General features: G+C 73.3%; 16 protein-coding genes and 2 tRNA genes. 8 read left to right on the top strand and 10 right to left on the bottom strand.

What is annotated here, in order from left to right; all coding sequences use genetic code 11:
• Positions 1-464: 464 nt before the first annotated feature.
• Complete coding sequence (locus AC061S_RS41510) at positions 465-1001, bottom strand: MarR family winged helix-turn-helix transcriptional regulator (RefSeq protein ID WP_478691048.1); 537 nt, start codon at positions 999-1001, stop codon at positions 465-467.
• Positions 1002-1112: 111 nt separating this feature from the next.
• Here AC061S_RS41510 and AC061S_RS41505 point away from each other — a divergent pair, with 111 nt between their 5' ends.
• A complete protein-coding gene (locus AC061S_RS41505; protein ID WP_478691047.1) occupies positions 1113-2399 on the top strand; it encodes an MFS transporter in 1287 nt (428 codons plus the stop codon).
• 65 nt (positions 2400-2464) lie between these two features.
• On the opposite strand, the gene AC061S_RS41500 is transcribed toward AC061S_RS41505, so the two are convergent.
• Together AC061S_RS41500 and AC061S_RS41495 are read right to left on the bottom strand one after the other, a co-directional pair.
• Positions 2465-4300: an ATP-binding SpoIIE family protein phosphatase gene (locus AC061S_RS41500; RefSeq protein ID WP_478691051.1), complete on the bottom strand. Its 1836-nt coding sequence runs from the start codon at positions 4298-4300 to the stop codon at positions 2465-2467.
• 147 nt (positions 4301-4447) lie between these two features.
• Entirely contained in the window at positions 4448-5839 is a 1392-nt protein-coding gene (locus AC061S_RS41495) for an NAD(P)/FAD-dependent oxidoreductase (protein WP_478691046.1), read from the bottom strand.
• 345 nt (positions 5840-6184) lie between these two features.
• Between AC061S_RS41495 and AC061S_RS41490 the strand changes: the two genes are divergently transcribed.
• Both AC061S_RS41490 and AC061S_RS41485 read left to right on the top strand, forming a co-directional pair.
• A complete protein-coding gene (locus AC061S_RS41490; protein ID WP_478691045.1) occupies positions 6185-6985 on the top strand; it encodes a TetR/AcrR family transcriptional regulator in 801 nt (266 codons plus the stop codon).
• Between the two features lie 200 nt (positions 6986-7185).
• Positions 7186-9156, top strand: a complete 1971-nt coding sequence (locus AC061S_RS41485; RefSeq protein WP_478691044.1) for a sigma-70 family RNA polymerase sigma factor — start codon at positions 7186-7188, stop codon at positions 9154-9156.
• Positions 9157-9190: 34 nt separating this feature from the next.
• Here the strand turns inward: AC061S_RS41485 and AC061S_RS41480 are convergent, their stop codons facing one another.
• Positions 9191-11524, bottom strand: a complete 2334-nt coding sequence (locus tag AC061S_RS41480) for an asparagine synthase-related protein (protein ID WP_478691043.1) — start codon at positions 11522-11524, stop codon at positions 9191-9193.
• 647 nt (positions 11525-12171) lie between these two features.
• On the opposite strand from AC061S_RS41480, the gene AC061S_RS41475 reads away from it, so the two are divergent.
• From AC061S_RS41475 to AC061S_RS41460, 4 genes are all read left to right on the top strand, one after another.
• Positions 12172-13722 (top strand): sporulation protein, encoded by a 1551-nt coding sequence (locus AC061S_RS41475; protein WP_478691042.1) that lies wholly within the window; start codon positions 12172-12174, stop codon positions 13720-13722.
• 81 nt (positions 13723-13803) lie between these two features.
• Complete coding sequence (gene lhgO / locus AC061S_RS41470) at positions 13804-15012, top strand: L-2-hydroxyglutarate oxidase (protein ID WP_478691050.1); 1209 nt, start codon at positions 13804-13806, stop codon at positions 15010-15012.
• A gap of 276 nt (positions 15013-15288) precedes the next feature.
• Positions 15289-16110 (top strand): tRNA (guanosine(46)-N7)-methyltransferase TrmB, encoded by an 822-nt coding sequence (trmB, locus tag AC061S_RS41465; protein ID WP_478691041.1) that lies wholly within the window; start codon positions 15289-15291, stop codon positions 16108-16110.
• Between the two features lie 43 nt (positions 16111-16153).
• Positions 16154-17458, top strand: a complete 1305-nt coding sequence (locus tag AC061S_RS41460; RefSeq protein WP_478691040.1) for a PrsW family intramembrane metalloprotease — start codon at positions 16154-16156, stop codon at positions 17456-17458.
• On the opposite strand, the gene AC061S_RS41455 is transcribed toward AC061S_RS41460, so the two are convergent.
• The 4 genes from AC061S_RS41455 to AC061S_RS41440 form a co-directional block, all read right to left on the bottom strand.
• Positions 17409-18476, bottom strand: coding sequence for a M23 family metallopeptidase (locus tag AC061S_RS41455; protein WP_478691039.1), 1068 nt, complete (start codon positions 18474-18476; stop codon positions 17409-17411). The two genes, AC061S_RS41460 and AC061S_RS41455, sit on opposite strands and share 50 nt — an antisense overlap.
• Before the next feature lie 282 nt (positions 18477-18758).
• The gene (locus tag AC061S_RS41450; RefSeq protein ID WP_478691038.1) at positions 18759-19940 is read right to left on the bottom strand and encodes a PP2C family protein-serine/threonine phosphatase; all 1182 of its coding nucleotides are present in this window, start codon (positions 19938-19940) and stop codon (positions 18759-18761) included.
• Between the two features lie 155 nt (positions 19941-20095).
• Positions 20096-20169: transfer RNA gene (locus AC061S_RS41445), tRNA-Met, on the bottom strand.
• 85 nt (positions 20170-20254) lie between these two features.
• Positions 20255-20764 carry a GNAT family N-acetyltransferase gene (locus AC061S_RS41440; protein WP_478691037.1) on the bottom strand — a complete coding sequence of 170 codons (510 nt, stop codon included), beginning with the start codon at positions 20762-20764 and terminating at the stop codon, positions 20255-20257.
• A gap of 171 nt (positions 20765-20935) precedes the next feature.
• Between AC061S_RS41440 and AC061S_RS41435 the strand changes: the two genes are divergently transcribed.
• Positions 20936-21970, top strand: a complete 1035-nt coding sequence (locus AC061S_RS41435) for a S41 family peptidase (protein WP_478691049.1) — start codon at positions 20936-20938, stop codon at positions 21968-21970.
• Positions 21971-21993: 23 nt separating this feature from the next.
• Here AC061S_RS41435 and AC061S_RS41430 read toward each other — a convergent pair whose 3' ends face one another.
• Both AC061S_RS41430 and AC061S_RS41425 read right to left on the bottom strand, forming a co-directional pair.
• Positions 21994-22197 carry a hypothetical protein gene (locus AC061S_RS41430; protein ID WP_478691036.1) on the bottom strand — a complete coding sequence of 68 codons (204 nt, stop codon included), beginning with the start codon at positions 22195-22197 and terminating at the stop codon, positions 21994-21996.
• 134 nt (positions 22198-22331) lie between these two features.
• Positions 22332-22404: transfer RNA gene (locus AC061S_RS41425), tRNA-Lys, on the bottom strand.
• Positions 22405-23318 lie beyond the last annotated feature (914 nt).

Below are 23318 nucleotides of genomic sequence, written 5' to 3'. Positions count from 1 at the left end.
ACCTCACAGGTCTTTTTCAAAGGAACCTCATCCACCGAAATGGACGGGGTATCAACTTTTTGGCGTTGATTTTTGGCACGCTGTTGAGTTCTCAAGGAACGGACGCTTCCTTTGTACTCACCCTCTCGGGCTTTCCTCCGGGCTTTCGTTCTGTTCTTGCGTTCCGACTCTATCAGACTCTTTCGGGCCTGACTCCCAGTCAGCGGGGTTTGCCTTCCGGGCTGTTGGGCCCTTCCGACTCCCGAACTCTAGTGGATTTCCCGGGCGATTCATAATCGACCTTCAGGAATGAATTCGGGCATGCCGAATGCGTTCCCAGTGGGAGATCGTGCTGAGTTGGGTGCCGCAACGAGGCGGCGGGATTCGTTGCCTCCGAAACCTTTCGGCTCAGGGACAACTCGAAGAACCTTACGGATCCGCGGGGCCTGTGTCAACCCGAGCTTCGGTGCCCGGCCACTACGCGGTCAGTGTGGGGACTGGAGGTCCTCCACGCGGTCCAGGAGACGGGTGAGCATGTCGCCCAGTACGCCGCGCTCCGCGGTGGAGAGGTCCTGGAGGAGGTCCTCCTCGAAGACCGTCGCCGCGCGCATCGCGTCCAGCCACTTGCTGCGGCCTTCCGCGGTGAGCTCCACGATCACGCGGACGCGGTTGTTCTCGTCCCGCTCGCGCGTGACCAGTGCTTCCGCCGTCATGCGGTCGATCCGGTGGGTCATCGCCGCCGGCGTGAGGCCCAGCTGCTTCGCGAGCTCGCTCGGGCCCATCCGGTACGGGGCTCCGGAGAGGACGAGGGCCTTGAGGACCTCCCACTCCGCGTTGCTGATGCCCAGGGCCGCCGTCTGGCGGCCGTAGGCGACGTTCATGCGGCGGTTCAGGCGGCTGAGGGCCGAGACGACCTTCTCGACCTGGGGGTCGAGGTCCCGGAACTCGCGCTGATAGACGGCGATCTGTTCGTCGAGGCTCGGCTCGTGGACGGGCGCAGTGCCGTCGGGGGTGTCACCCATGGTCCGAAGTATGGCATGAGCCCATTGGCGTCTAACTCCTTCGATGTGTAGTGTTAAGCATCGAACTTTAGGTATGAAGTCTTCAAGCTTCAGCAATCAAGGTGGTGAGAAGTGACCAAGGTGATGGGCGCTGCGATGCGGAGGATCCAGGCCGGGAACGCGTTGACCGCGTTCGGTATCGGCTTCACGGTTCCGTTCCTCTACGTCTACGCGGCGAAGGTGCGAGAACTGGACCCCATGTGGGCGACGGGAACGTTCATGGCGTTCGCCCTCGGTGCGCTTCTCGCGCTGCCCTTCACGGGGCGGGTGATCGACCGGCGCGGTCCGGTGCCCGTCGTCATCGGTGCGGCCGTCGTCGCCTCGTTCGGCGCGCTGTCGCTCGGGCTCTCCACGGGCGTGGTCGCGATCCTGCTCTCCGCGCTCGCGCTGGGTGCCGGGCAGGCCGTCATGCAGCCCGCGCTGGCCACGATGATCGTGCGGTGCTCCACCCCGTCCACCCGGACGCGTGCCTTCGCCCTCCAGTTCTTCATGCAGAACCTGGGCCTGGGCATCGGTGGTCTGATCGGCGGGCTCATCGTCGACGAGAGCCGTCCCGGCAGTTTCACCCTGCTCTTCAGCATCGAGGCCGTGATGTTCCTGGTGCTGGCCGGGGTCATCGCCACGGTGCGCATGCCGCAGGTGCCGGCCATCAGCACCGCGCTGGCCAAGGACGCCGCCCAGGCGGGCGGCGGCTGGAAGCGGCTGATGGAGCACAAGGCGATGGTGCAGTTCTGCGTCCTCGGCTTTGTTCTGTTCTTCGCCTGTTACGGGCAGTTCGAGTCGGGGCTGGCCGCCTTCGGTACCGAGGCCGCCGGGATCTCGCCGTCCACGCTGGGGTTCGCGCTCGCCGCCAACACCGGTGCGATCGTGCTCGCGCAGTTCGTCGTGCTGCGGCTGGTGGAGAACCACCGCCGGTCGCGCGTGATCGCGCTCGTCGGTCTGCTCTGGACCGTGGCGTGGATCATCGCCGCCTTCTCCGGGCTGGGGCACGGCAGCGCGGTCATGGCCGCCGCCGCGTTTGTGACCACGTACGCGCTCTTCGGCATCGGCGAGGCCATGCTGTCGCCGACGCTGGCGCCGCTGGTGGCCGACCTGGCGCCGGAGGGGTCCGTGGGCCAGTACAACTCGGCCTTCGCGCTGGTCAAGCAGCTCGCTCTGGCGCTCGGACCGCTCGGTGTGCCGCTGGCCGCGGGCGTGCCGATGCTCTACATCGGCATCTTCGTCCTGGTCTCGCTCGGCATCGCCGGGCTGGCTCTGCGGCTCGGCAAGCAGCTGACGCCCGTGCAGGACAATCCGTCGCTGGCCGGGAGCACCGTCGTGGTGAAGCGGGTGAAGGACGCCGAGCCCGTGCCTGCGTAGGAGTAGCGAAGAGCAGGACGCAGAGAAGGCCCCGGTCCGGTGGACCGGGGCCTTCTTCGTGTTCGCTACGGGGCCTTGTCGGGGAGGGCGAACTCGCACCAGACGGCCTTGCCGCCGCCCGGGGTGCGGCGGGAGCCCCAGGCCGAGGCGATGGTGGCGACGATGGAGATCCCGCGGCCCGTCTCGTCGGCCGGTTCGGCGCGGCGGCGGCGCGGGAGGTGGTCGTCCCCGTCGGTGACTTCGATGATCAGCCGTCGGTCGGTGCGGCGCAGGCGCAGGCGCATCGGCGGGGTGCCGTGCTGGAGGGAGTTCGCGACGAGTTCGCTGGCCGCGAGGACTCCGAGGTCGCACAGCTCCACCGGGAAGCGCCAGGAGGCCAGGACGCCCTGGGCGAAGGCGCGGGCGCGGGGGGCGGCCTCGATGCCTCCGAGGAGTTCCAGAGCCGCGTTGTGGAAGAGCTCGGCGTCGGCGCCGGTGCGGGCGGGCTGCTGGAGGACCATCACGGCGACGTCGTCGTCGTGGTCGGCGTCGACCCCGAGGGCGCGCATCAGGCGGTCGCAGATGACGGCGGGGGTGCCCTGGGCGCCGGAGAGGGCGCGCTCCAGGGCGGCGACGCCTTCGTCGATGTCCTCGCCGCGGCGCTCGACCAGGCCGTCCGTATAGAGGACGGCGGTGGAGCCGGGGCCCAGCGCGATGGTGCCCGAGGTGTGCAGCCAGCCGCCGGTGCCGAGCGGCGGGCCGGTGGGGTCGGCGGCGCGGCGGACGGTGCCGTCTTCGTCGCGGACGAGGATCGGGAGGTGGCCGGCGGAGGCGTACGCGAGGAGGCCCTCGTTGGGGTCGTGGACGGCGTAGACGCAGGTGGCGATCTGGCTGGCGTCGATCTCGGCGGCCAGTCCGTCGAGGAGCTGCAGGACCTCGTGGGGCGGCAGGTCGAGGCGGGCGTACGCGCGGACGGCGGTGCGGAGCTGGCCCATGACGGCGGCAGCGCGGACGCCCCGGCCCATGACGTCGCCGATGACGAGGGCGGTGCGGCCGGCGCCGAGGGTGATGACGTCGTACCAGTCGCCGCCGACGGCGGCTTCGGTGCCGCCGGGCTGGTAGGTGGCGGCGACGCGCAGGTCGTCGGGCTGTTCGAGCTCCTGGGGGAGGAGGGAGCGCTGGAGGGTGACGGCGGCCTCGCGCTGGCGGCGCTCGCTGGCGCGCAGCCGTTCGGCGGCCTCGGCGTGGTCGGTGACGTCGGCGAGGTGGATCAGGACGCCGGTGCCCGTGTGGGCTTCCGCTTCGCTTTCGGATCCGCCGGTGCCGGTGTGGGCGCTCGTGGGGGCCTGGGCGTGGGATCCGTCGGCGTCGGCCTTGGTCTTGGGGAACTCGATCGGGGTGCAGGTGACCGTGTACGAGCTGGTGCCGCCGGGCGCGCTGCGGTTCTTGGCCGTACGGGGCTTGCCGCTGCGCTGGACCTGGTCGAGGAGCGGGAGCAGGCCGAGCTCGCCGAGCTCGGGGAGGGCGAGGTGCGCGGGGGCGCCGGGGGCGCGGGCGCCGAAGCCGGCGGTGTAGGCGTCGTTGACATAGGCGACGCGGTGCTCGGGGCCGTGCACGAGGGCGACGAGGGCCGGGAGGCGGTCGAGGACGTCGCGTACGGAGAGCTCGTCGAGGGAGGGTGCGGGGGTCCCCGTACCGTCGGCGGCGGCCGTGGCGCATCCGGTGCCGGGGACGGAACCGGTGCCGCGGACCGTGGGGTCGGCGGGGCAGCCGTCCGGGCCGGTCGCGGAATGGCCGACGGCGCCGCGGGCGGCCGGGACCGAGCCCTCGCCCCGTTTGGCCTGGGCGGCGGCGTGTTCGGACCGGGCGGCGGCGCGACGCTGCGTTCCGGGAAACCGGGCGCTCCAGCGCGTGAAGTTCACTGCGTTCAAGCCTCGTGGTGTCGCTCGTGGTCGCTGTGTCACTCGGTGGCGATCGGGTGGCACTCGGATGTCACGCTGATGTCACTCTGTGCAGGTGTGAGCCCACCTATGGTCACACGTCCAGTGTGGCCGACGGGACTGACAGCATCAGCCTTCGGTCTTCTTCGGAGGGTCCTTGGGGCTTCCGCCCGCCGCGAGTTCGAATTCTGCTCTGGGGTGTTCGAGGGATCCCAGCGAGACGATCTCACGCTTGAAGAGGCCGGAGAGCGTCCACTCGGCGAGCACGCGCGTCTTGCGGTTCAGGGTGGGGACGCGGCTGAGGTGGTAGGCGCGGTGCATGAGCCAGGCCGGGTAGCCCTTGAGCTTGCGGCCGTAGACGTGGGCGACGCCCTTGTGGAGTCCGAGGGAGGCCACGGATCCCGCGTACTGGTGGGCGTACTCGGTGAGGAGTCCGCCGCGCAGGGACGACACGAGGTTGTCGGCGAGGACCTTGGCCTGGCGGACGGCGTGCTGGGCGTTGGGGGCGCAGGCGACGCCCTTCTCCGGGGCGGTGATGTCGGGTACGGAGGCGGCGTCCCCGGCGGCCCAGGCGTGTTCGACGCCTTCGACGGTGAGGAAGGAGGTGCAGGCGAGGCGGCCGCGCTCGGTCTTGGGCAGGTCGCTGGCGGCGAGGATCGGGTGGGGTTTGACGCCGGCGGTCCATACGACGGTGCGGGTGGGGAAGCGGGCGCCGTCGCTGAGGACGGCGATCCGGTTCTCGCAGGATTCGAGCCGGGTCTCCAGGCGCAGGTCGATGCCGCGGCGGCGCAGTTCGCGGATCGTGTACGTGCCCATCTCGGGGCCGACCTCGGGGAGGATCCGGTCGCTGGCCTCGACCAGCACCCACTTCATGTCCTCGGGCTTGACGTTGTGGTAGTAGCGGGCGGCGTAGCGGGCCATGTCCTCCAGCTCGCCGAGCGCCTCGACGCCGGCGTAGCCGCCGCCGACGAAGACGAAGGTGAGGGCGGCGTCGCGCAGGGCGGGGTCGCGGGTGGAGGAGGCGATGTCCATCTGTTCGATGACGTGGTTGCGCAGGCCGATGGCCTCTTCGACGGTCTTGAATCCGATGGCGTACTCGGCGAGTCCCGGAATGGGGAGCGTGCGGGAGACGGAGCCGGGGGCGAGGACCAGTTCGTCGTACTCGATCTCTACGGGGCCTCCGCCCTCCTCGTCGGTGGCGAGGGTGGTGACGGTCGCGGTCCGGGCGGCGTGGTCGATGTGCCGGGCCTCGCCGATGACGATGCGGCATTTCGGCAGGACGCGGCGCAGCGGGACGACGACGTGGCGCGGCGAAATGGAGCCGGCGGCCGCTTCGGGGAGGAAGGGCTGGTACGTCATGTAGGGCTCGGGAGTGACCACCGTGACCTCGGCCTCGTCGGCTCTCAGCTTTCGCTGGAGCCGGAGTGCCGTGTACATGCCTACGTAGCCGCCGCCGACGATGAGGATCCGCGTACGGGGCGGGGTACCGGGGGCCGTGCCCCGGGAGTTAGCAGCCTTCACCGTCCCATGACGCAACGTGGCCGGGAGTTTGTCCACAGCCCCGACAAATTGTGTGACCGGAGGGGACGGCGGGGCGAGGTTGTCGGGGGGTGCGGATGGAAGGGAAGGTGCGCAGGTCAGACGGTGCGGAATGAGTGATTCCGGAGGCTTCGAACGGAAAATTGAGGGTGAATGCTCCGATCGGGCGGTGGTCCGTCCGGGGCTGCCTCTTCTGAATTGACTCTGGCTCAACTATGTTCGTAACTCGTCGAGGAGTAGGACCAGGGCCCTCATGACCGTGGCCCCCCTCGACTTGAAGGCGGGGAGTGTCTCCGGGGGGAGACAATTGATTACCGGGGGATACACATGCACATTTCCGATTTCCATGCTTCTGCCACCGCTCTGTCGTCGGCCGCTTCCGCGACCGACAGCCACGGGCGGCTGATGGCCGGCGGCGCCACCACACACGGCGTGGGGCGCTCCACGCCGCTGCGCGTCGACGCACAGCGCAACCTCGAACACGTACTTCGCGCAGCCCGCGAGGTCTTCGGCGAGCTCGGCTACGGGGCTCCGATGGAGGACGTCGCCCGGCGCGCACGGGTCGGTGTCGGCACCGTGTACCGACGGTTCCCGAGCAAGGACGTCCTGGTCCGGCGGATAGCCGAGGAGGAGACCTCGCGGCTGACCGAGCAGGCCCGTACGGCTCTCGGCCAGGAGGAGGAGCCGTGGCAGGCGCTGTCGCGCTTCCTGCGCACCTCCGTGGCCTCGGGCGCCGGGCGGCTGCTGCCTCCGCAGGTGCTGCGGGTCGGCGGGCCCGGTGAGGACGGGGCCGACGGGACGGACGGCGACGCCGCGCGGGTTCCGCACCAGCGCCAGGTCGTCGCGGCCGGCGGTGCGCCCGATCTGCGCGTCGTCGGTGCCGCGCGGACCGGCCTGGAGGACGAGCCCTCGGAGGACGCGGGCGCGGGCGAGCTGCTGGAGGTCGTCGGCCGCCTCGTCGACCGGGCCCGGGAGGCCGGTGCGCTGCGCACCGACGTCACGGTGGCCGATGTGCTGCTGGTGATCGCGACGGCCGCGCCCGCGCTGCCCGACGCGGCGCAGCAGGCTGCGGCTTCCGCGCGGCTGCTCGACATCCTGCTCGAAGGGCTGCGGTCCCGGACGGCGTAGGGCGGGACGGCTCGTTCCGGTGGTGCGCGTCAACCGGCTCCTTCCTGGGGGCTCTCGCTCGAACGGGTGAGGCTCCGTACGGCGATTCGTCGGGGCTTGCCCGGATGAGTGGAAGGTGTGGAGACCGGTTCGGCGCGTGCCCGCCGTGTGACACGCTGGATCGGTGTACCGGTTGAGTGTGTCGTGCGAGGGCTTCCGCGATGAGCGTTGACGGGCGGGAAGAGCCACACGGTGGCACCGGCGGCGAGGTCGAGGCGGGCAGCCTGCCCGCGCGACAGGTCCCGGCGCAGCGCGAACCGGGCGGCCGGCACGCCGCCGGGGCGAGCGGGGAACTCCCGCCTTCCGACGGGGACTTGATCGCCCGCATGCGCGGGGGCGACGACGGTGCCTACGAGGAGCTGTTCCGCCGCCACTCCGATGCCGTGCGCCGCTATGCCCGTACCTGCTGTCGCGACGGGCACACCGCCGACGATCTGACGGCCGAGGTGTTCGCGCGGACCCTCCAGGCCGTACGGGGCGGGGCGGGTCCGGACCAGTCGGTGCGCGCCTATCTGCTGACCACCGTGCGCCGGGTCGGCGCGGCCTGGGCGAAAACGGCGAAGCGGGAGCATCTGGTCGAGGACTTCGCGCTGTTCGCGGAGCAGGCCTCCGGGTCCGGCGACGGCGCGGTCGGGCTGAGCGGGGACGACACCCTCGAACTCGGCGCCGACGTGCGGGCCATGCACGAGGCCGAGCAGACCCTCGCGATGCAGGCCTTCCGGAGCCTGCCCGAGCGGTGGCAGGCCGTGCTCTGGCACACCACCGTCGAGGAGGCGTCGCCGAGCGCGATCGCCCCGCTCTTCGGGCTGAGCGCGAACGCCACCGCGGTACTGGCCAGCCGGGCCCGCGAGGGCCTCAAGCAGGCGTACCTCCAGGCCCATGTGAGCACCGCGCTGAGTTCCGGCGGGGACTGCGCCCGGTACGCCGACCGGCTGGGGGCCTATGCCCGCGGGGGCTTGCGGATGCGGGCCGAGCGCGGGCTGCGCAAGCACCTCGAGGAGTGCGCCCGGTGCCGGCTCGCCGCCGGGGAGCTCAAGGACGTCAACGCGGGCATTCCCGCGCTGCTGCCGGTCGCCGTCATCGGGTGGTTCGCCGCCGGGTACGCGGCCAAGGCGGCCGGAGTGGTGGCCGGCGGGGCCGTCGCCGCGGGTGGCGCCGGGGCGGCTGCCGCAGCCGCGGGCGGGTCCACGGCCGGAGCCGGGGCCGGGGCTGCCGCCGGTGGAGCCGGGGCCGCTGGTGGGGCCGCTGGTGGCAGCGGGGCCGGTGGGGTCGGCGGAGCCGTGGCTTCGGAGGGGCTGGGACTGCCGGCCAAGGCGGCCATCGCCGCCGGGGTCGTGGTGGCCGCGGCCGCCGGGGTGGTGTTCGCGCTGGCCGGTGACGACGCCGCTCCGACCGTCCGCGCGAACCCGGCGCCGGGCGTGGCCGTGCCGGTGCCCCGGAGTCCGGCGCCCGCCGCACCGGAGCCCGGCCCGTCGCAGGCGCAGCCGTCGGCGCCACGGGCATCCGTACCGCCCCCGAAGAAGCAGGCGCCGCCGCCGGTGGCCGTCGCGCCGGTCGTGCCGTCGCCCTCGCGGAGCCCGGAGCGGTCCTCGCCCGCTCCGAGTCCCAGCCGGGCCCCGAGTCCGAAGCCGAGCCCCACGCCGAGTCCCGTACCGCCGCCCAGGCCGACGCCTCCCAAGCCCGCGCCGCAGGCCCCGCAGGGGTTCCGGCTCTCCTCACTGGGCCAGTCCGCGTACGGGAACCACGACGGCCCCGAGATCGAGACCTGGCGGAGCAGCTGGGTGTGGCAGCGCTGGGGGCCGATGATCGGCGGGCAGCGCTTCTCGCACGGGATCACCGTCAACTCACGCTCCTCCGTGGAGATCACCCTCAACCGGAGTTGCGTCGCCTTCTCCGCGCGGGCCGGGGTGGACGACACGTCGCGGCTCACCAACGGCACGGTCCGCTTCTCCGTGTACGCGGACGGGCAGCGGCTGTGGCAGTCCCGGGCCCTGGGCTACGAGGACCCGGCGGCGAACGTGTCCGTCTCCCTCTCCGGGCACAAGACGCTGCGCCTGGTCGTGGAGCGCGCCGGGGGCGGCCGCCTGCCGACGCTGGCGAGCTGGGCCGACTCCGTCATCAGCTGCCGCTGAGGGTGCCGGTGGCCGCGCCGGCGCCCACCGGCCTTCAGGACAGGGCCGGGCGCCGGAGGGGGACTCCCGTGGGCACCGCTCTGCGGCGGGGGGTGGAGGTGCCGGTCCAGCACGTGCCCCGGCGGGCCAGGAGGCGGCCCAGCCACAGTTCCATCGAGACGAGTTCGGCGAGGCCGTCGAGCGGGACCGGGCGGCCGTCGGCCGCGTCCAGCAGGGCCTGGCGGACGACCCGGGCTTCGATCAGGCCCGCGTCCGCCAGGAGGGGGGACGTGAAGAGGGCCAGGAGGTGCGGGAGGGCCGCGCGCAGTCCCAGGCGGGTCGCCGATTCGTTCGGGGCGTGGGCCGTGGCCCCCCACCCCGGGGGGAGGTCTCGGACCCCGGCCGAGGACAGGACCCCGCGCAGGACCGCCGCCCTGGCGCCGGGCTGCACGCGCAGGGATTCGGGCAGGGCCCGGGCGGCCCGTACGACCTGGTTGTCCAGGAACGGGGCGTGCAGGCGCTGGCTGCGGACCTCGACGGCTTGCTCGAAGACCCGGTGGTCGGCGGCGTGCCGGGCCAGGACGGCGCGGGCCCGGGCCTCCCCGGGGCGCAGCGAGAGGGGAGGGCGGCCCGCGGCGGCGGTGAGGCGGATCGATACCTCGGCCAGGGCCTCGCCCGTCAGCCAGGCCGCCGCCGGGCCCGGCCGGGACCAGGTCAGGGCCGCGAGCGAGGCGTCCACCGGGGAGGAGGGGCCCGCGGCCGGGACTCCGTCGCGGAGGCGGGCCGCCGCCGCCTCCATGCCGGCGCGGTACGGCGTACGGGCCAGGCGGCGGGCCGCCGAGTACACGGTCAGGGGTACGAAGAAGGGGACCAAGGGCGAGTCGCCGGGGGACGGGGCCGAGCGGGCCAGGGCCAGGGTGGGGCGGAGCAGGTGGCGTCTGCGCCGGTCGAGCAGCAGGTCGGCGAGCCGGGCGGGGTGGGCGTCGAGGACCTGGCGGGCTCCGTGGCCGGTGAAGTGGTCGGCCGAGCCGGCCGCGAGGCGGCGCCGCTCGCGGGCGGCGAAGACCAGGGAGGGGCCCGGTTCGTCGGTCAGCGGCCCGTCGAGGTCGGCGTACGGGAGGGCCTCCTCGGCGGCGGCGACGACCACGTGGTGCAGGCGGGGGTCGGCCGCGATTGCATGGGCGCGTTCCAGTTCGGGTTCGCGGCCCCGGGGGGTGGCCAGGTCGTTGAAGGTGACGGCGAGGAGGCGTTCCCCGGTGCGGCCGAGCAGGGCTCCGGGGGCGCCCGGGAGGCCGGCCGCGAGCAGGGCGAGGGTCGCGGAGGCGCTGCCTCCGGAGAGGTCCGCGCCGACTCCGGGGACGGGCGCGGGGGCGCCGCGCGCGGCCCGCCGGTCGGCCGGGCCCATTCCGGGGACGGGCCCGGGGTCGTAGGGCAGCGTCTCGGGAGCATGCCGCGGAGCCGTGAGCCGGGCGCGCACCGCGTCGACCAACGCTTCCCGTACGCCCTCCACCGCGAGCTCGGGGTCGGCCGCGGGGGCGGCCACCGCGAGGGAGGCCACCGGCTCGTACCCGGTGATCTCCCGCGAGCCCTCGCGCAGGATCAGCGCGTGGCCGGGCGGGATACGGCGTACGCCGACGTACGGTGTGCCGTCGCCCAGCGCCTCCGGGCTGTCGGGACAGGCCAGCAGGGCGGCGAGATGGCCGATGTCGAGCTGCGCCTCGATCAGGTCGGCGAGCGGGAGGGCGGCGGTGGCGTACGCGGTCCCGCTCGCCCAGGGCGTGTAGAAGACGGGCCGGGCGCCGGCCAGGTCGCCGACCACGGTGATGCGGCGGCCGGCCTGGACGACGGCGGTGTAGCTGCCGGGCCACTGGGTGAGGTGGCGCAGCGCACCGCCGCGGGCGGCGTAGAGGGCGCGGCGCAGTTCCTCGTCGGTGGCGCCGCAGCAGCCGAGGACGGCGAGGCGGGTGAAGGGGTCCGCGGGATCGGCGGTGAGGGTGCGGATCTCGTCCGGGCGCCAGTCTCCGACGGCCCACAGGGGGTCGGGATCGCCCCAGAGGAGCTGGGCGCCGACGGGCACCACGGTGCGGTCGGCGTCGGCGGCGCCCGGTTCGTCGGGGTGGCCGGCGTCGGCGAGCCCGCCGCGGACGGGGCCGTCGGCCCAGCCGCCGGGGCCGGAGCCGTTCGCGGAGCCGTGGCCGTTCCCGGAGCCGTACCCCGAGGCCGATCCGTAGCCCGCGCCGGAAGCGGAGCCGGACCCGTAGCTTGCGCCGGACCCGTAGCCCGCCCCGTAGGTGCCCTGGTCAGAGCCTCGGGCAGCGCCGTGCCCCGCGACCCGTCCGGCCGTGCCGAAGCTCGCGGCGATACTGCTCCACCCCACCAACCAGCGCACCGCCGCCTCCCCAGCCCGTGGGCACCTGACCGGGGTGCGAACCGCGCGGCCGGCGCTCAGCGCGCGGCCGGAGGGACCCCGGGTGGCTCGGGGTCCATGCTGCCACGAGACAGGCGTGCGGGAGTGGGTAAGGGGGGCGCACGTATAAACGAACACGCCCCGGCCATGCGGTATTTGGCGTTCCGTTCCGACCGCCCCATAGGTCGGTTTCGGCCATTCTTCGGCCGTACTGAGAGCCCTGCGCGCAGCCCTGCGGCTCCGCCGCCCGGGACCGCCCCGCGGAGCGCGGTCCGGGGGGCGGGATCCACCCCCCGGACCGTTCCGCCACCCGCGGGGATTGAGGCAGCGGCGTCCCCCGGCCCGCCCGGTCCACGCGGCGGGCCGACCCACGCACCGCACATCGAATCGCCGGGCCCCCGCAGCGGCCAGAGCGCACGGGCGGGCGCACGGCCACACGGGTGGAGCACGCGCTGACACGTGCGCCCCGGCCCCGGGCCCCCGCCCGACTGTGCATACGGACAACAATCCCGCCATACGGAACAGGAGGCCTTAACGCTTGGGAGGCGGGGAACTACGCTGGGTTTACGAAATGCCGGGCGCCTATGCCCCGGCGGCGTCTGCGTTCCGCGTGTGACGAGGGGTGGCGCATGTCCAGGGAGCTCCGCGAGCCCAATGAGAAGCTCGGCGCCGTCCTCGCCCTCGCGGGCATCAGCAACGCCGGGCTGGCCCGGCGGGTCAACGACCTCGGCGCTCAGCGCGGTCTGACCCTCCGCTACGACAAGACGTCGGTGGCCCGGTGGGTGTCGAAGGGCATGGTGCCGCAGGGCGCCGCCCCGCACCTGATCGCGGCCGCCATCGGCGCGAAGCTCGGCCGGCCCGTGCCGCTGCACGAGATCGGTCTCGCGGACGCGGATCCGGCGCCCGAGGTGGGGCTGTCCTTCCCGCGCGATGTCGGCGCGGCCGTGCGCTCGGCCACCGACCTCTACCGGCTCGACCTCGCCGGCCGGCGCGGGGGTGGCGGGATCTGGCAGTCGCTCGCCGGGTCCTTCTCCGTGTCGGCGTACGCGACGCCGGCCTCACGCTGGCTGATATCTCCCGCCGACAGCTCGGTGGCACGCGAACCGGTGGCACGCGAACCGGTGCCGGGCGCGGCCCCGCCGGAAGGTCTTCCGGCGCCGCCCGGCGCCCGTGTCGGCGCCCATGTCGGGGGTGTGCCCGCCCAGCCTTCGCGCGAAACTCCGCCGCCGCCCGCTCCGGCCGCGCCCGACCCGGGGGGCCCGCAGCGCGTGGGCCACAGCGATGTGACCAAGCTGCGCGAGGCCGCCGAGGACGCCCGTCGCTGGGACTCCAAGTACGGGGGCGGCGACTGGCGTTCCTCGATGGTCCCCGAATGCCTGCGGGTGGACGCGGCGCCGCTGCTGCTCGGCTCCTACACCGACGAGGTGGGCCGCGCGCTCTTCGGCGCCACCGCCGAACTGACGCGGCTGGCCGGCTGGATGGCCTTCGACACCGGGCAGCAGGAAGCGGCCCAGCGCTACTACATCCAGGCGCTGCGCCTGGCCCGCGCCGCGGCCGACGTACCGCTCGGGGGGTACGTGCTGGCGTCGATGTCCCTGCAGGCCACCTACCGGGACTTCCCGGACGAGGGCGTGGACCTCGCGCAGGCCGCCGTCGAGCGCAACCGGGGCCTGGCCACCGCGCGGACGATGAGCTTCTTCCGCCTCGTCGAGGCCCGGGCGCACGCCAAGGCGGGCGATTCGGCGGCCGCCGGGGCCGCGCTGCGGGCCTCCGAGGGCTGGCTGGAACGGGCCCGGGACGGCGACGCCGATCCGACCTGGCTGGGCTTCTACTCGTACGACCGCTTCGCGGCGGACGCGGCCGAGTGCTACAGCGACCTCAAACTCCCGCGCCAGGTAAGGCGTTTCACGGAACAAGCACTGTCCCGGCCGACGGAGGAGTACGTACGATCACACGGGCTGCGGCTCGTCGTGAGCGCGGTGGCCGAGCTGGAGTCCGGGAACCTCGACGCGGCGTGCGCGGCGGGGACCCGGGCGGTGGAGGTCGCGGGGCGGATCTCGTCGGCGCGGACGACGGAGTACGTACGGGACCTCCTGCACCGGCTGGAGCCGTACGGGGACGAACCGCGCGTCGCCGAACTGCGCGAGCGGGCCAGGCCTCTGCTGGTAACCCCGGCATAGGCCCCGCGTGGCCCCGTTGTCAGTGGCGGGGTGCACTATGCAGGGGTGGGAGGTGTCAGTGTGGGCGGCGGCGTGGGCGGCATGGGCAGACTGGGCAGGCTGGACTGCGACGTGCTGGTGATCGGCGGCGGGATCGTCGGCCTGTCGACGGCGCATGCCCTCGCGGGGCTCGCTCCGGGGACCCGGGTGGTCGTCCTGGAGAAGGAGGACGGCCCCGCCCGGCACCAGACGGGCCGCAACAGCGGCGTGATCCACAGCGGGATCTACTACAAGCCGGGCTCGCTCAAGGCGCGCTTCGCGGTGCGCGGTGCGGCCGAGATGGTCAAGTTCTGTGCGGAGCACGGCATCCCGCACGAGGTGACGGGCAAGCTCATCGTCGCCACCGGGCGGGACGAGCTGCCGCGGCTGCACGCGCTCGTGCAGCGGGGCCGGGAGAACGGCATCCCGGTGCGGGAGCTGGGGCCGACGCAGATCTCGGAGTACGAGCCCGAGGTGCGCGGGCTCGCCGCGATCCACGTCGGGACCACCGGAATCGTGGACTACGGGCGGGTCGCGCAGCAGCTCGCGGAGTCCTCGGGGGCGGAGATCGTCTACGGCGGGGCGGTCGATCTGATCTCGCGGCGGGCCTCGGGCATCGCGGTGCGGACGAGCGGGGGGCTCGTCGTGCGCGCCCGGGTGCTCGTGAACTGCGCGGGGCTGCAGTGCGACCGGATCGCGCGGCTGGCCGGGGACGACCCGGGGATGCGGATCCTGCCGTTCCGGGGTGAGTACTACGACTTGGCCCGGCCCGAGCTGGTGCGCGGGCTGGTCTATCCGGTGCCGGACCCGGCGTTCCCCTTCCTCGGCGTCCACCTGACCCGGGGCATCGGCGGCGGGGTCCACGTCGGGCCGAACGCGGTGCCGGCGCTGGCGCGCGAGGGGTACGGCTGGGGCGTGGTCCGGCCGCGGGACCTCGCGGACGAGCTGGCCTGGCCGGGATCCTGGCGGATGGCCGCGCGGCACTGGCGGTACGGAGCGGGCGAGGTGCGGCGGTCGCTGTCGAAGGCGGCGTTCGTCGAGGCGGTACGGAGGCTGCTGCCGGCGGTGCGCGGGGAGGATCTGGTGCCCGCGGCGGCGGGGGTGCGGGCGCAGGCCGTGCTGCGGGACGGGACGCTGGTGGACGACTTCCTGATCCGGGAGGGGGAGCGGGCGGTGCACGTGCTGAATGCGCCGTCGCCTGCGGCTACCGCTTCGCTGCCGATCGGGCGGGAGATTGCCGGCCGGGCCCTCGCGGCGCTCCGGGCGGCCTGAGCCCCGGGGCCTGCCCCGGGGTCCCCGCTGCGCGGAGCGTTCCGGGTCGCGGGTCGCGGGTCGCGGGTCGCGGCATTGGATCGCCGGCCCTGCGGGGCTGGAGTCCCCTACCCGCCCTTCCACCGTTCCCCGGGCTCCGCCCGGACCCCGGTCCTCAAACGCCGGACGGGCTGAAAGGACCTGGGGCTCCGCCCCAGACCCCGGTCCTCAAACGCCGGACGGCTGGATTGGTGCCGCACCGGGGGTGGGGGTGGGCGCGCGTAGAATCCGGGGATTGTGTCTGAGTCTCTGAGTCCCCAGAATCCCGCCGCCGAGCCTGCGCCGGAGGCGACCTCCAGCTACGTGCCCCCGAAGTGGCGTACCGAGCCGCGGTTCCCCGACGGGCCCGCCCCCGATCCGGCCGGGTCGCATCACGAGCGGCGGATCCGGAGCTTCCAGCCCCGCCGCAGCCGGGTGACCACCGGGCAGGGCGAAGCCCTGAAGCGGCTCTGGAAGACCTGGGGGCTCGACATCGACGGGCATGACGTGATCGATCTCAAGGAGATGTTCGACGGGCTTCCCGTCGTCCTGGAGATCGGCTTCGGCATGGGCGAGGCCACCGCGCAGATGGCCGCCGCCGACCCGGGGACCGGGATCCTCGCCGCCGACGTGCACACCCCCGGGCAGGGGAATCTGCTCGCCCTCGCCGAGCGGGGCGGGATGACCAATGTGCGCGTCGCGAACGGGGACGCCATCATCCTGCTCCGCGAGATGCTGCCCCCGGACTCCCTCGCCGGGCTCCGCGTGTACTTCCCGGACCCCTGGCCCAAGGCCCGCCACCACAAGCGGCGCCTGATCCAGCCCGAGTTCCTCGCGCTGGCCGCCACCCGCATGGCGCCCGGGGCGATCCTGCACTGCGCGACCGACTGGGAGCCGTACGCCGAGCAGATGCTCGACGTCCTGACGGCCCAGCCGGAGTTCGAGAACACGCAGGCCGACGGCGGTTACGCGCCCCGGCCCGACTTCCGGCCGCTCACCCGCTTCGAGGGGCAGGGCCTCGACAAGGGACACCTCGTACACGATCTGCTGTTCCGGCGCACGGGTAACGCCCAGAACTGAGCACATCACTCCGCGTGTCGGGTCCGCTCGGTAGAGTCATCACGTGCCCCGAGCGACCCGGCCGTTGCGGCTGCTGCGCCGCGTGCCGCGTACCCCCGGCGCCGTGCGGACCTACGTACTCATCGTGCTGCTCGGCGCCTGCGGCATCGCCATCCTGGAACTCGTACGCGAACAGACCGGTACGCCCGGGTTCTTCGTCGGTCTGGGCCTGGCCCTGGTGCCGGTGGGGCCGCTCCTGGCCACGTTCCGCTGGGTGGGGCGGGCCGCGCCGCATCCGTGGGCGCAGTTGTCGTTCTGCTTCGGCTGGGGGGCGTGCGCCGCGGCGCTGATCGCCATACTGGCCAACAGTTTCGCGACCGAGTGGATAGCCGCGGCCACCGCCGATCCCTCCGGTGCCGACCAGCTCGGCTCCGTGGCGATCGCTCCGGTGGTCGAGGAGAGCGCCAAGGCGGCCGCCCTGCTGCTGGTGTTCCTGTTCGGGAGACGCCAGTTCGCCGGTCCTTCCGACGGTTTCGTGATGGCCGGTTTCACCGCCACCGGCTTCGCCTTCACCGAGAACATCCTCTACCTCGGCAACGCCTTCGACGAGGACGTCGCGAACGGCACCGGGGTCCTGGACTCGGTGACGGCGGCGACGTTCTTCGTCCGGGGCATCATGTCCCCGTTCGCGCATCCGCTGTTCACCGTGGCCACCGGTCTCGGCTTCGGCGCCGCCGCGCTCGCCGTGCGCCGTACGAGCCGGATCGGCCTGCCCCTGCTCGGTCTGGCCGCGGCTATGGGGCTGCACGCCCTGTGGAACAGCTCCTCGGACCTGGGCGAGTCCGGGTTCTACGTGGTCTACGGCTGCGTGATGGTCCCGGCGTTCGGGCTGCTGGCCTGGCTGGCCGTGTGGATACGGCGCCGCCGACTGCAGGCGGTCGCCGGGGAGCTCGCCGTGTACGCGGCCGCCGGCTGGCTGAGCCCCGCCGAGGTGCCCGCGCTGGTGTCGATGCCCGCGCGCTCCCTGGCCCGCGCGCTGGCCCGGAGCACCGGGGGCCGGCCGGCGGGACGGGCGGTCGCCCTGTACGAGGCCGATGCCGCGGCCCTGGCCCTGCTACGCCACCGCGCGCGCAGCGGAGGCGCGGCCCGCGAGCCGGACTTCGCGGGGCGGGAGCGGGAGTTGCTGCGCCGGCTCTGGCTGCGGCGCGCGACGGCGGGCCCGGCGCTGTCCCGGGCCGCGGTGCTGGAGGAGCTGCTCCCGCCCTGGTTCGACCCCCTGGGCCCGCTCGACGGGCCGGCCCTGGGCCTCGTACCGGGTCCTAGACGTTCAGGCCCCGTGCCTTCAGCCATGACAGCGGGTCCACCGTAACGCCGCCCTTGCGCACTTCGAGGTGGAGGTGGGGGCCGGTGACGTTGCCGGTCGCGCCGACCCGGCCGATGGTGTCGCCCCCGGCGACGGAGCCGCCGGTCACCGACATCGAGGACAGGTGGCAGTACCAGATCTCGGTGCCGTCGGGGAGCTCCAGCACGATGCGGTAGCCGTACGCCCCGGACCAGCCGGCCGAGGTGATCTTGCCGGCGCCGACCGCCTTGACGGGGGTGCCGGTCGGGGCGGCGAAGTCGAGGCCGGTGTGGTGGCCGGAGGACCACATCGAGCCGGAGTCGCCGTAGTGCGAGGTGAGGGTGTAGGCCGAGGTCGGCAGGAAGAAGGATCCGGCCGACCGGGCGGCGCTCTCCGCCTTGGCCTTGGCCTCGGCGGCCTCCTTGGCCTCCTGCGCCCGGCGTGCTTCCTCGGCCGCGGCCTTCTCGGCCGCCTCCGCCGCGGCCTTCTCGGCAGCTTCCTTCGCCGCCTGGGCGTCGCGGGCCTGCTGCGCCGCGGTCTCCTGCGCCACCCGCTCGGCTTCGGCCCGCTCCTGGGCCGCGGCGGCCTCCTGCTGGGACTCGGCCTGCTGGAGGATGCGGCTGCGCAGCAGCTCGCCCGCGTCGGAGCGGCGGTCGGCCTGCTGCGGGATGATCCCCGACCGGGCCGGCTCCGCGGACCGCGCGGCGACGGTGTCACCGTCGGCGGAGTCCTGGTCCGCGCCGCCCAGAGCCTCCGGGAGGGAAGGTATCGACGGCAGAGAGGACAGGGGCGGCAGCGACGGCAGGGATATGGCGACCTGGGGCCGGTCCTGCGCGGTGGCGATGCCGCCCGCGCCGACCGCGGCGATCACGCCGACGCCGAGGACGGTGGAGGAACGGGCCAGTCCCCCGCGCTGCTTGAGCACGCGGTGCTTGCCGCGGGGCGGCCGGGCCGAGTCCTCGGTGGGGTTCCACTCGCCCCAGGCTCCGGCGGTGGGCTGCTCCTGGACGTCGATGCCTTCAGGGGCAGGCGAGTTGGAGGCCACCGGGGCACACTCCTCATGGGCGAGCACGCGCACGGTGCCGTCTCTTGCGACGGCTGGGACGACCGCTCTGCGTTATCGAACGGTAATAGAGAAAGGGGAGTGATTCCAAGCAGTTGCGATTGATCGTTCACGACAATCAGCCACCACCCGCACAGCTCTGGCCTGGACTTCTCGCCACACTCGGGGATCAACCCGGGCAAAAAACGGCCGCCTCTCCCACCTCTCGCGCCACATCTTCACATTGATGGTCCGTCAGATTGCTTGCCGAGCGCACCTCTCCGGTCACGCTCCGTCCCGTTTCGGGATCACCCGCACGGTTCGCCGCCGGTTCGGCTGCCGCGCACCCGGCCTGGCCACCGCCAACAGGGCCATGTCGTCCGTCGCCGCGCCGCCCGTGTGGCGGCGGACATCGGTGGCGAGCGCGTCCAGCAGCTCGTCGGGTCCGGGGAAGACCCGCCCGCGCAGCCTGGCCGCCGGATCGTAGAAGGCCCCCGTCCCGTCCCGGGCCTCGGTCAGCCCGTCCGTGTACAGGAGCAGGGTCGCCCCCTCCGGGAAGGGCCACTCCTGCGCGTGGTCCGGCCAGCCGCCCAGCTCCCCCATGCCGAGGGGCAGCGCCGGCTCGGCGGGGGCCAGCTCCGCGAGGCCGCCGTTCGCGTCCAGCAGCAGCGGCTCGGGGTGGCCGCGGTTGACGAGCCGCAGCAGGCCCGCGCCCGGCGGGATCTCGCCGAGCACGCACGTCGTGAACCCCTCCACCGCGTCCAGGCTGTCGCGCCGGTTCCCCTCCCGGGCCAGCGCCCGCTCCAGCCGCCGGGCCACCCCCTCCAGCGTGGGCTCGCTCTCGGCCGCCTCCCGGAACGCCCCGAGCACCACGGCCACCGCCTCGACCGCCCCGAGCCCCTTCCCCCGTACGTCGCCCACCGCGAGGCGCACCCCGTATGGGGTGTCCTGCACGGCGTAGAGGTCGCCGCCGATGAACGCGTCCGCCTGCGCGGCCTCGTACGAGGCGGAGACCCGGAGGCCCGCGATCCGCTCGGCGGGCGTCGGCAGCACGGCGCGCTGGGCGGCCTCGGCGATGCCGCGCGCGGAGGCGAGCTGCTCCGTACTGCGCCGCACGACGATGTTGATCAGCGTGGCCAGCCCGGAGACGGTCAGGACGGTGACCAGCTCGGTCATGGCCTCCACCTTGAAGGAGGTGCCGTTGTAGATGTGCAGCACGACCACGGCGAGGGTGGCCACCATCCCGGTGAGGACGGTGGCCCGGAGCGAGAAGAGCGGGGCCGCGATGAGCGGGGCGGCGGAGAAGAAGGGGGAGCCGGTGAAGCTGGGCGGGGTCAGCACGTCGAAGAGGAAGCCGAGGACGATCAGGGTGCCCGGGAGCATCTTGACGATCCGGCGGACCACGGCGCTGCCGGCGACCGCGCCGAAGACGCGCTCGCCCCTGCCCTGCCGGCCCAGCCCCACCACGCTGCTCTCCTGCCGCCCGGTCCGCCTCGCCCCCCAAGGCTGGGGGCAGGAGGGCCCGTACGGCGACCCGGGCGGGACCGTTCGAGTGACGGGACGCGCACCGCGCACACGACGAAGGCCCGGCCCCCCAAAGGGGACCGGGCCTTCGTACTGAGTAGCGGGGGCAGGATTTGAACCTACGACCTCTGGGTTATGAGCCCAGCGAGCTACCGAGCTGCTCCACCCCGCGTCGGTAAACACAACTCTACGCCATCCGGGGGGAGCCCCCCGCCAATTACCGCCCGAGCCACTCCGGAACAGCACATCACCGCAGGTCAGAGGCCCAAAACCGGCCGCGTCCAGCTCACCGCGTAGTACAACAGCCGTGCGTCCTCACCGACCGGGAGCATGCCGGCGGCCGTCATCACGCGCTGCGAGGCCGTGTTCTCCCGGTCGGTGTCGCCCGCCGCCGAGAGCGCCCCGTGAGCGCGGGCGTGCTCCAGCAAGGCCCGCAGGGCCTCGGCGGCGTAGCCCCGACCGCGTACGGCGGGGACCAGCCCGTAACCGACGATCACCCGGCCGTCCTCGTCGGCAGGGCCGTGGAACCCTGCGCCGCCGATCAGCAGTCCGTCGGAACGGCGTTGGATCTCGAACGCCCCGTACGGTGCGGGGTCCCCCGTGTCGGCCAGTACCCGCAGGTACCGCTCGGCCCCGGCCCGGTCCCCGGCGTCCGGATACCCCTCGGCCCGGCAGTCCTCCGGGCCCAGTCGTCCGGCGGCGAGCCGCCGGGCCCGGTCCGCATCGAGCGGGAGGAGGACGACACGTCGGGTGCGCAGCGGTTCCATCCTCCAGGGAATACCAACCCCGCCCCGCGCACCGCACCCGGATTTCGGCTGCCGGGGGCTTCGGGGGCTTCGGTATCGTGGCTCTGACCTGGGCGGATCTCTCGGAGTTCGACGGCAGCCTCCGGCTTCCGGCTTCCCGTGCACCGGACCGTACGTGCGAGAGAACGGCTGATCCGAATGACGACGAGCACCCCGAATCCCATGGCCCGCCGCCGCCTGATCGCCGCGGCAGCGGCGGCCCTCCTCGCCGCGACGGGCTGCGCCGGCCGGCACCGGACAGAGGGGACGGCCATGTCGTCGGGAGCGCACGGGTACCTCACCACCGCGCTGGACGTCATGGAGGGCAACTCGCTCTTCGCGGCGGACCTCGACTGGCCGACCGTACGCCGGGAGGCCTTCGCCCGCGCGGGAAGCGCGCAGGTCCCCGCCGATACGTACGGGGCCGTCAGGCAGGCTTTGCGGGCGCTGGGCGACCGGCACAGCCAGTTCATGACCCCGCAGGAGGCCGAGCAGGCACTGAGCCCGGCACCCGGCACCTTCGCGCTGCCGGAGGCAAGGATGCTCACCGGTTCCCTCGGATACCTGTCCCTGCCCGCGGTGTCGTCCGACCTCGCCGCGACGGCCTACGTGCAGCAGGCCCGGAAGGCCGTCGCGGAGGCCGACGGACAAGGGGCCGGAGGGTGGATCGTGGACCTGCGCGGCAACACGGGCGGGGACATGTGGGGACCGCTCGCCGCGGTGGGGCCCATCCTCGGTGACGGGGACATCGGAGCGTTCGTGGAGGCCGACGGAAAACGGACCCCGTGGACGATCGAGAACGGTACGCCGCGCCAGTACCTCACCACCTGGGGCCCCGCCGCCCCGCTGGCCCATGCCGCTCCTGCAGTGGCGGTGCTCACGAGCAGCCGGACCGCGAGCGCGGCCGAGGCAGTGGCCATCGCCTTCCGCGGCCGCCCCGACACCCGCAGCTTCGGCCAGGCCACCCGCGGCGTCCCCACGGGAAACGACTCCCACTCCCTCCCGGACGGTGCGCTCATCCTCCTGACACAGGCCCGTGAGGCCGATCGCACGGGCCGGATCCACAACGGCCCCCTCCCGCCGGACGAAGAGGTCCCGGACGACACCCGCAGCCTCGGCAGCGGCCAGGACCGGACACTCGAAGCCGCAACACGCTGGCTGCACGGCCGGACACCTACAAGGCCGTAGCCAGGCTTGGCGGCTGCGGGAAGTCAGAGGGCGCGGACCATGAGTTCGGACAGGGCGTACGTGCGGGTCCCGGAGGCCGGCTGCGGGGTCGCTTGGTGGTCCTGCCACCACTCGGCGCCCTCGCGCCGGGTGGCTCCGTAGGCGTGCCCCGCGACCCGGCAGAGCATCCGCCGCACCCTGCGGGCCGCGCTGAACGGGACGATCCGTCCGCCTCCTGGCCAGGGCATGACGGGCCGTCCGCTCACGCATCGCCCACGCATCGCCCACGCACGGACCCGGAAACGACTTAGCGCCCCACCCGGCCGAAACCAGGTGGGGCGCTAAGTACCAGTTCAGAGGCTTTCCCTCTGTTCCGGAGCAGTAGGCCATGTCGGACTCGAACCGACAACCAACGGATTAAAAGTCCGCTGCTCTGCCAATTGAGCTAATGGCCCTCGGCGTGCTCACCCCAGAGCATAGCCGCAGAGCGCCGGACAGCCGATCGTAAATCGGCTGTCCGGCCCGGGGATGTCGGTGCGGCTCACGGAGCCGGCAGGGAGCCGCCCCCGGTGGAGCCGGTCAGGGTGAGCGGGCCGGACAGCGCGAGTTCGGCTCCCTGCCCTCCTTCATGGGCTGCAGCAGTCCGCGCACTTCGCCGCCGCTGAGGGTACGGACGACCCTGCCGGTGGCCTTGTTCGTGACGGCCATCGTCCAGGACCGGCCGGCTTCGACAGCCACACCCGCGGCGCCCAGCGCTTCGAGGACAGGGAGGACCAGGCACCCAGGAAGTGGATCCGGGTCGGGCTGAGCGTGGGCCAGTCGGGCCGCTCGAAGGACGCACCTGCTCGGTCGTCTTGACGACGATGTCCTTGCGCGCCTCGGTCGCGAGCACCTGGGTCGACGTGTACGCGCCGACCCACAACCTGCCCGCCTTGGAAGGCACCGTCTCGGTCCTGCCCGACGCGTAGTCGTGGATCAGCATGGGGCCCCAGCCGGCGGTCCGTTGACCTGACACGCGATCGCACCCTTGCTCGGGGGCGCCGGCAGGGTCGCCTCGCCGCCCGGCGGGATCGTCCCCGCCCCCGTGGCCGGTACGGCGCCCAGCGCGGCCACTGCCGCGGCCAGCGCGCGTATGCGTCTCATGGTTCCGCCCCCTGGAATACGGGGTCCCACGGCGCCGGTGGCCCCCCGGCACACAGTCTGCGGAGCCTGGCTACAACGCCGACAGGGCCCCTACGACGGGCTTGGGTTCTAGGAGTCGTTGCAACACCCCAGTTCAAGGGGTGGCATGGGCTTCGAGATCCGCGAGGACCGGCAGCCGCAGGGACGTAAGAAGCTCGCTCGTGAGCGGGCGGCATACTCCCGGCTC

The organism is Streptomyces sp. CA189 (assembly GCF_056428985.1).
The sequence above is the reverse complement of the archived record's forward strand: the minus strand, read 5'-3'. Positions and strand labels throughout refer to the sequence as shown.

What these genes read in the sequence shown, in the direction of transcription:
- AC061S_RS41510 (WP_478691048.1), bottom strand. Translation starts at nt 1,001, where the DNA reads ATGGGTGACACCCCCGACGGCACTGCGCCCGTCCACGAGCCGAGCCTC.
- lhgO (WP_478691050.1), top strand. Translation starts at nt 13,804, where the DNA reads ATGGGCAGACTGGGCAGGCTGGACTGCGACGTGCTGGTGATCGGCGGC.
- AC061S_RS41485 (WP_478691044.1), top strand. Translation starts at nt 7,186, where the DNA reads ATGAGCGTTGACGGGCGGGAAGAGCCACACGGTGGCACCGGCGGCGAG.
- AC061S_RS41490 (WP_478691045.1), top strand. Translation starts at nt 6,185, where the DNA reads ATGCACATTTCCGATTTCCATGCTTCTGCCACCGCTCTGTCGTCGGCC.
- AC061S_RS41440 (WP_478691037.1), bottom strand. Translation starts at nt 20,764, where the DNA reads ATGGAACCGCTGCGCACCCGACGTGTCGTCCTCCTCCCGCTCGATGCG.
- AC061S_RS41430 (WP_478691036.1), bottom strand. Translation starts at nt 22,197, where the DNA reads ATGCCCTGGCCAGGAGGCGGACGGATCGTCCCGTTCAGCGCGGCCCGC.
- AC061S_RS41475 (WP_478691042.1), top strand. Translation starts at nt 12,172, where the DNA reads ATGTCCAGGGAGCTCCGCGAGCCCAATGAGAAGCTCGGCGCCGTCCTC.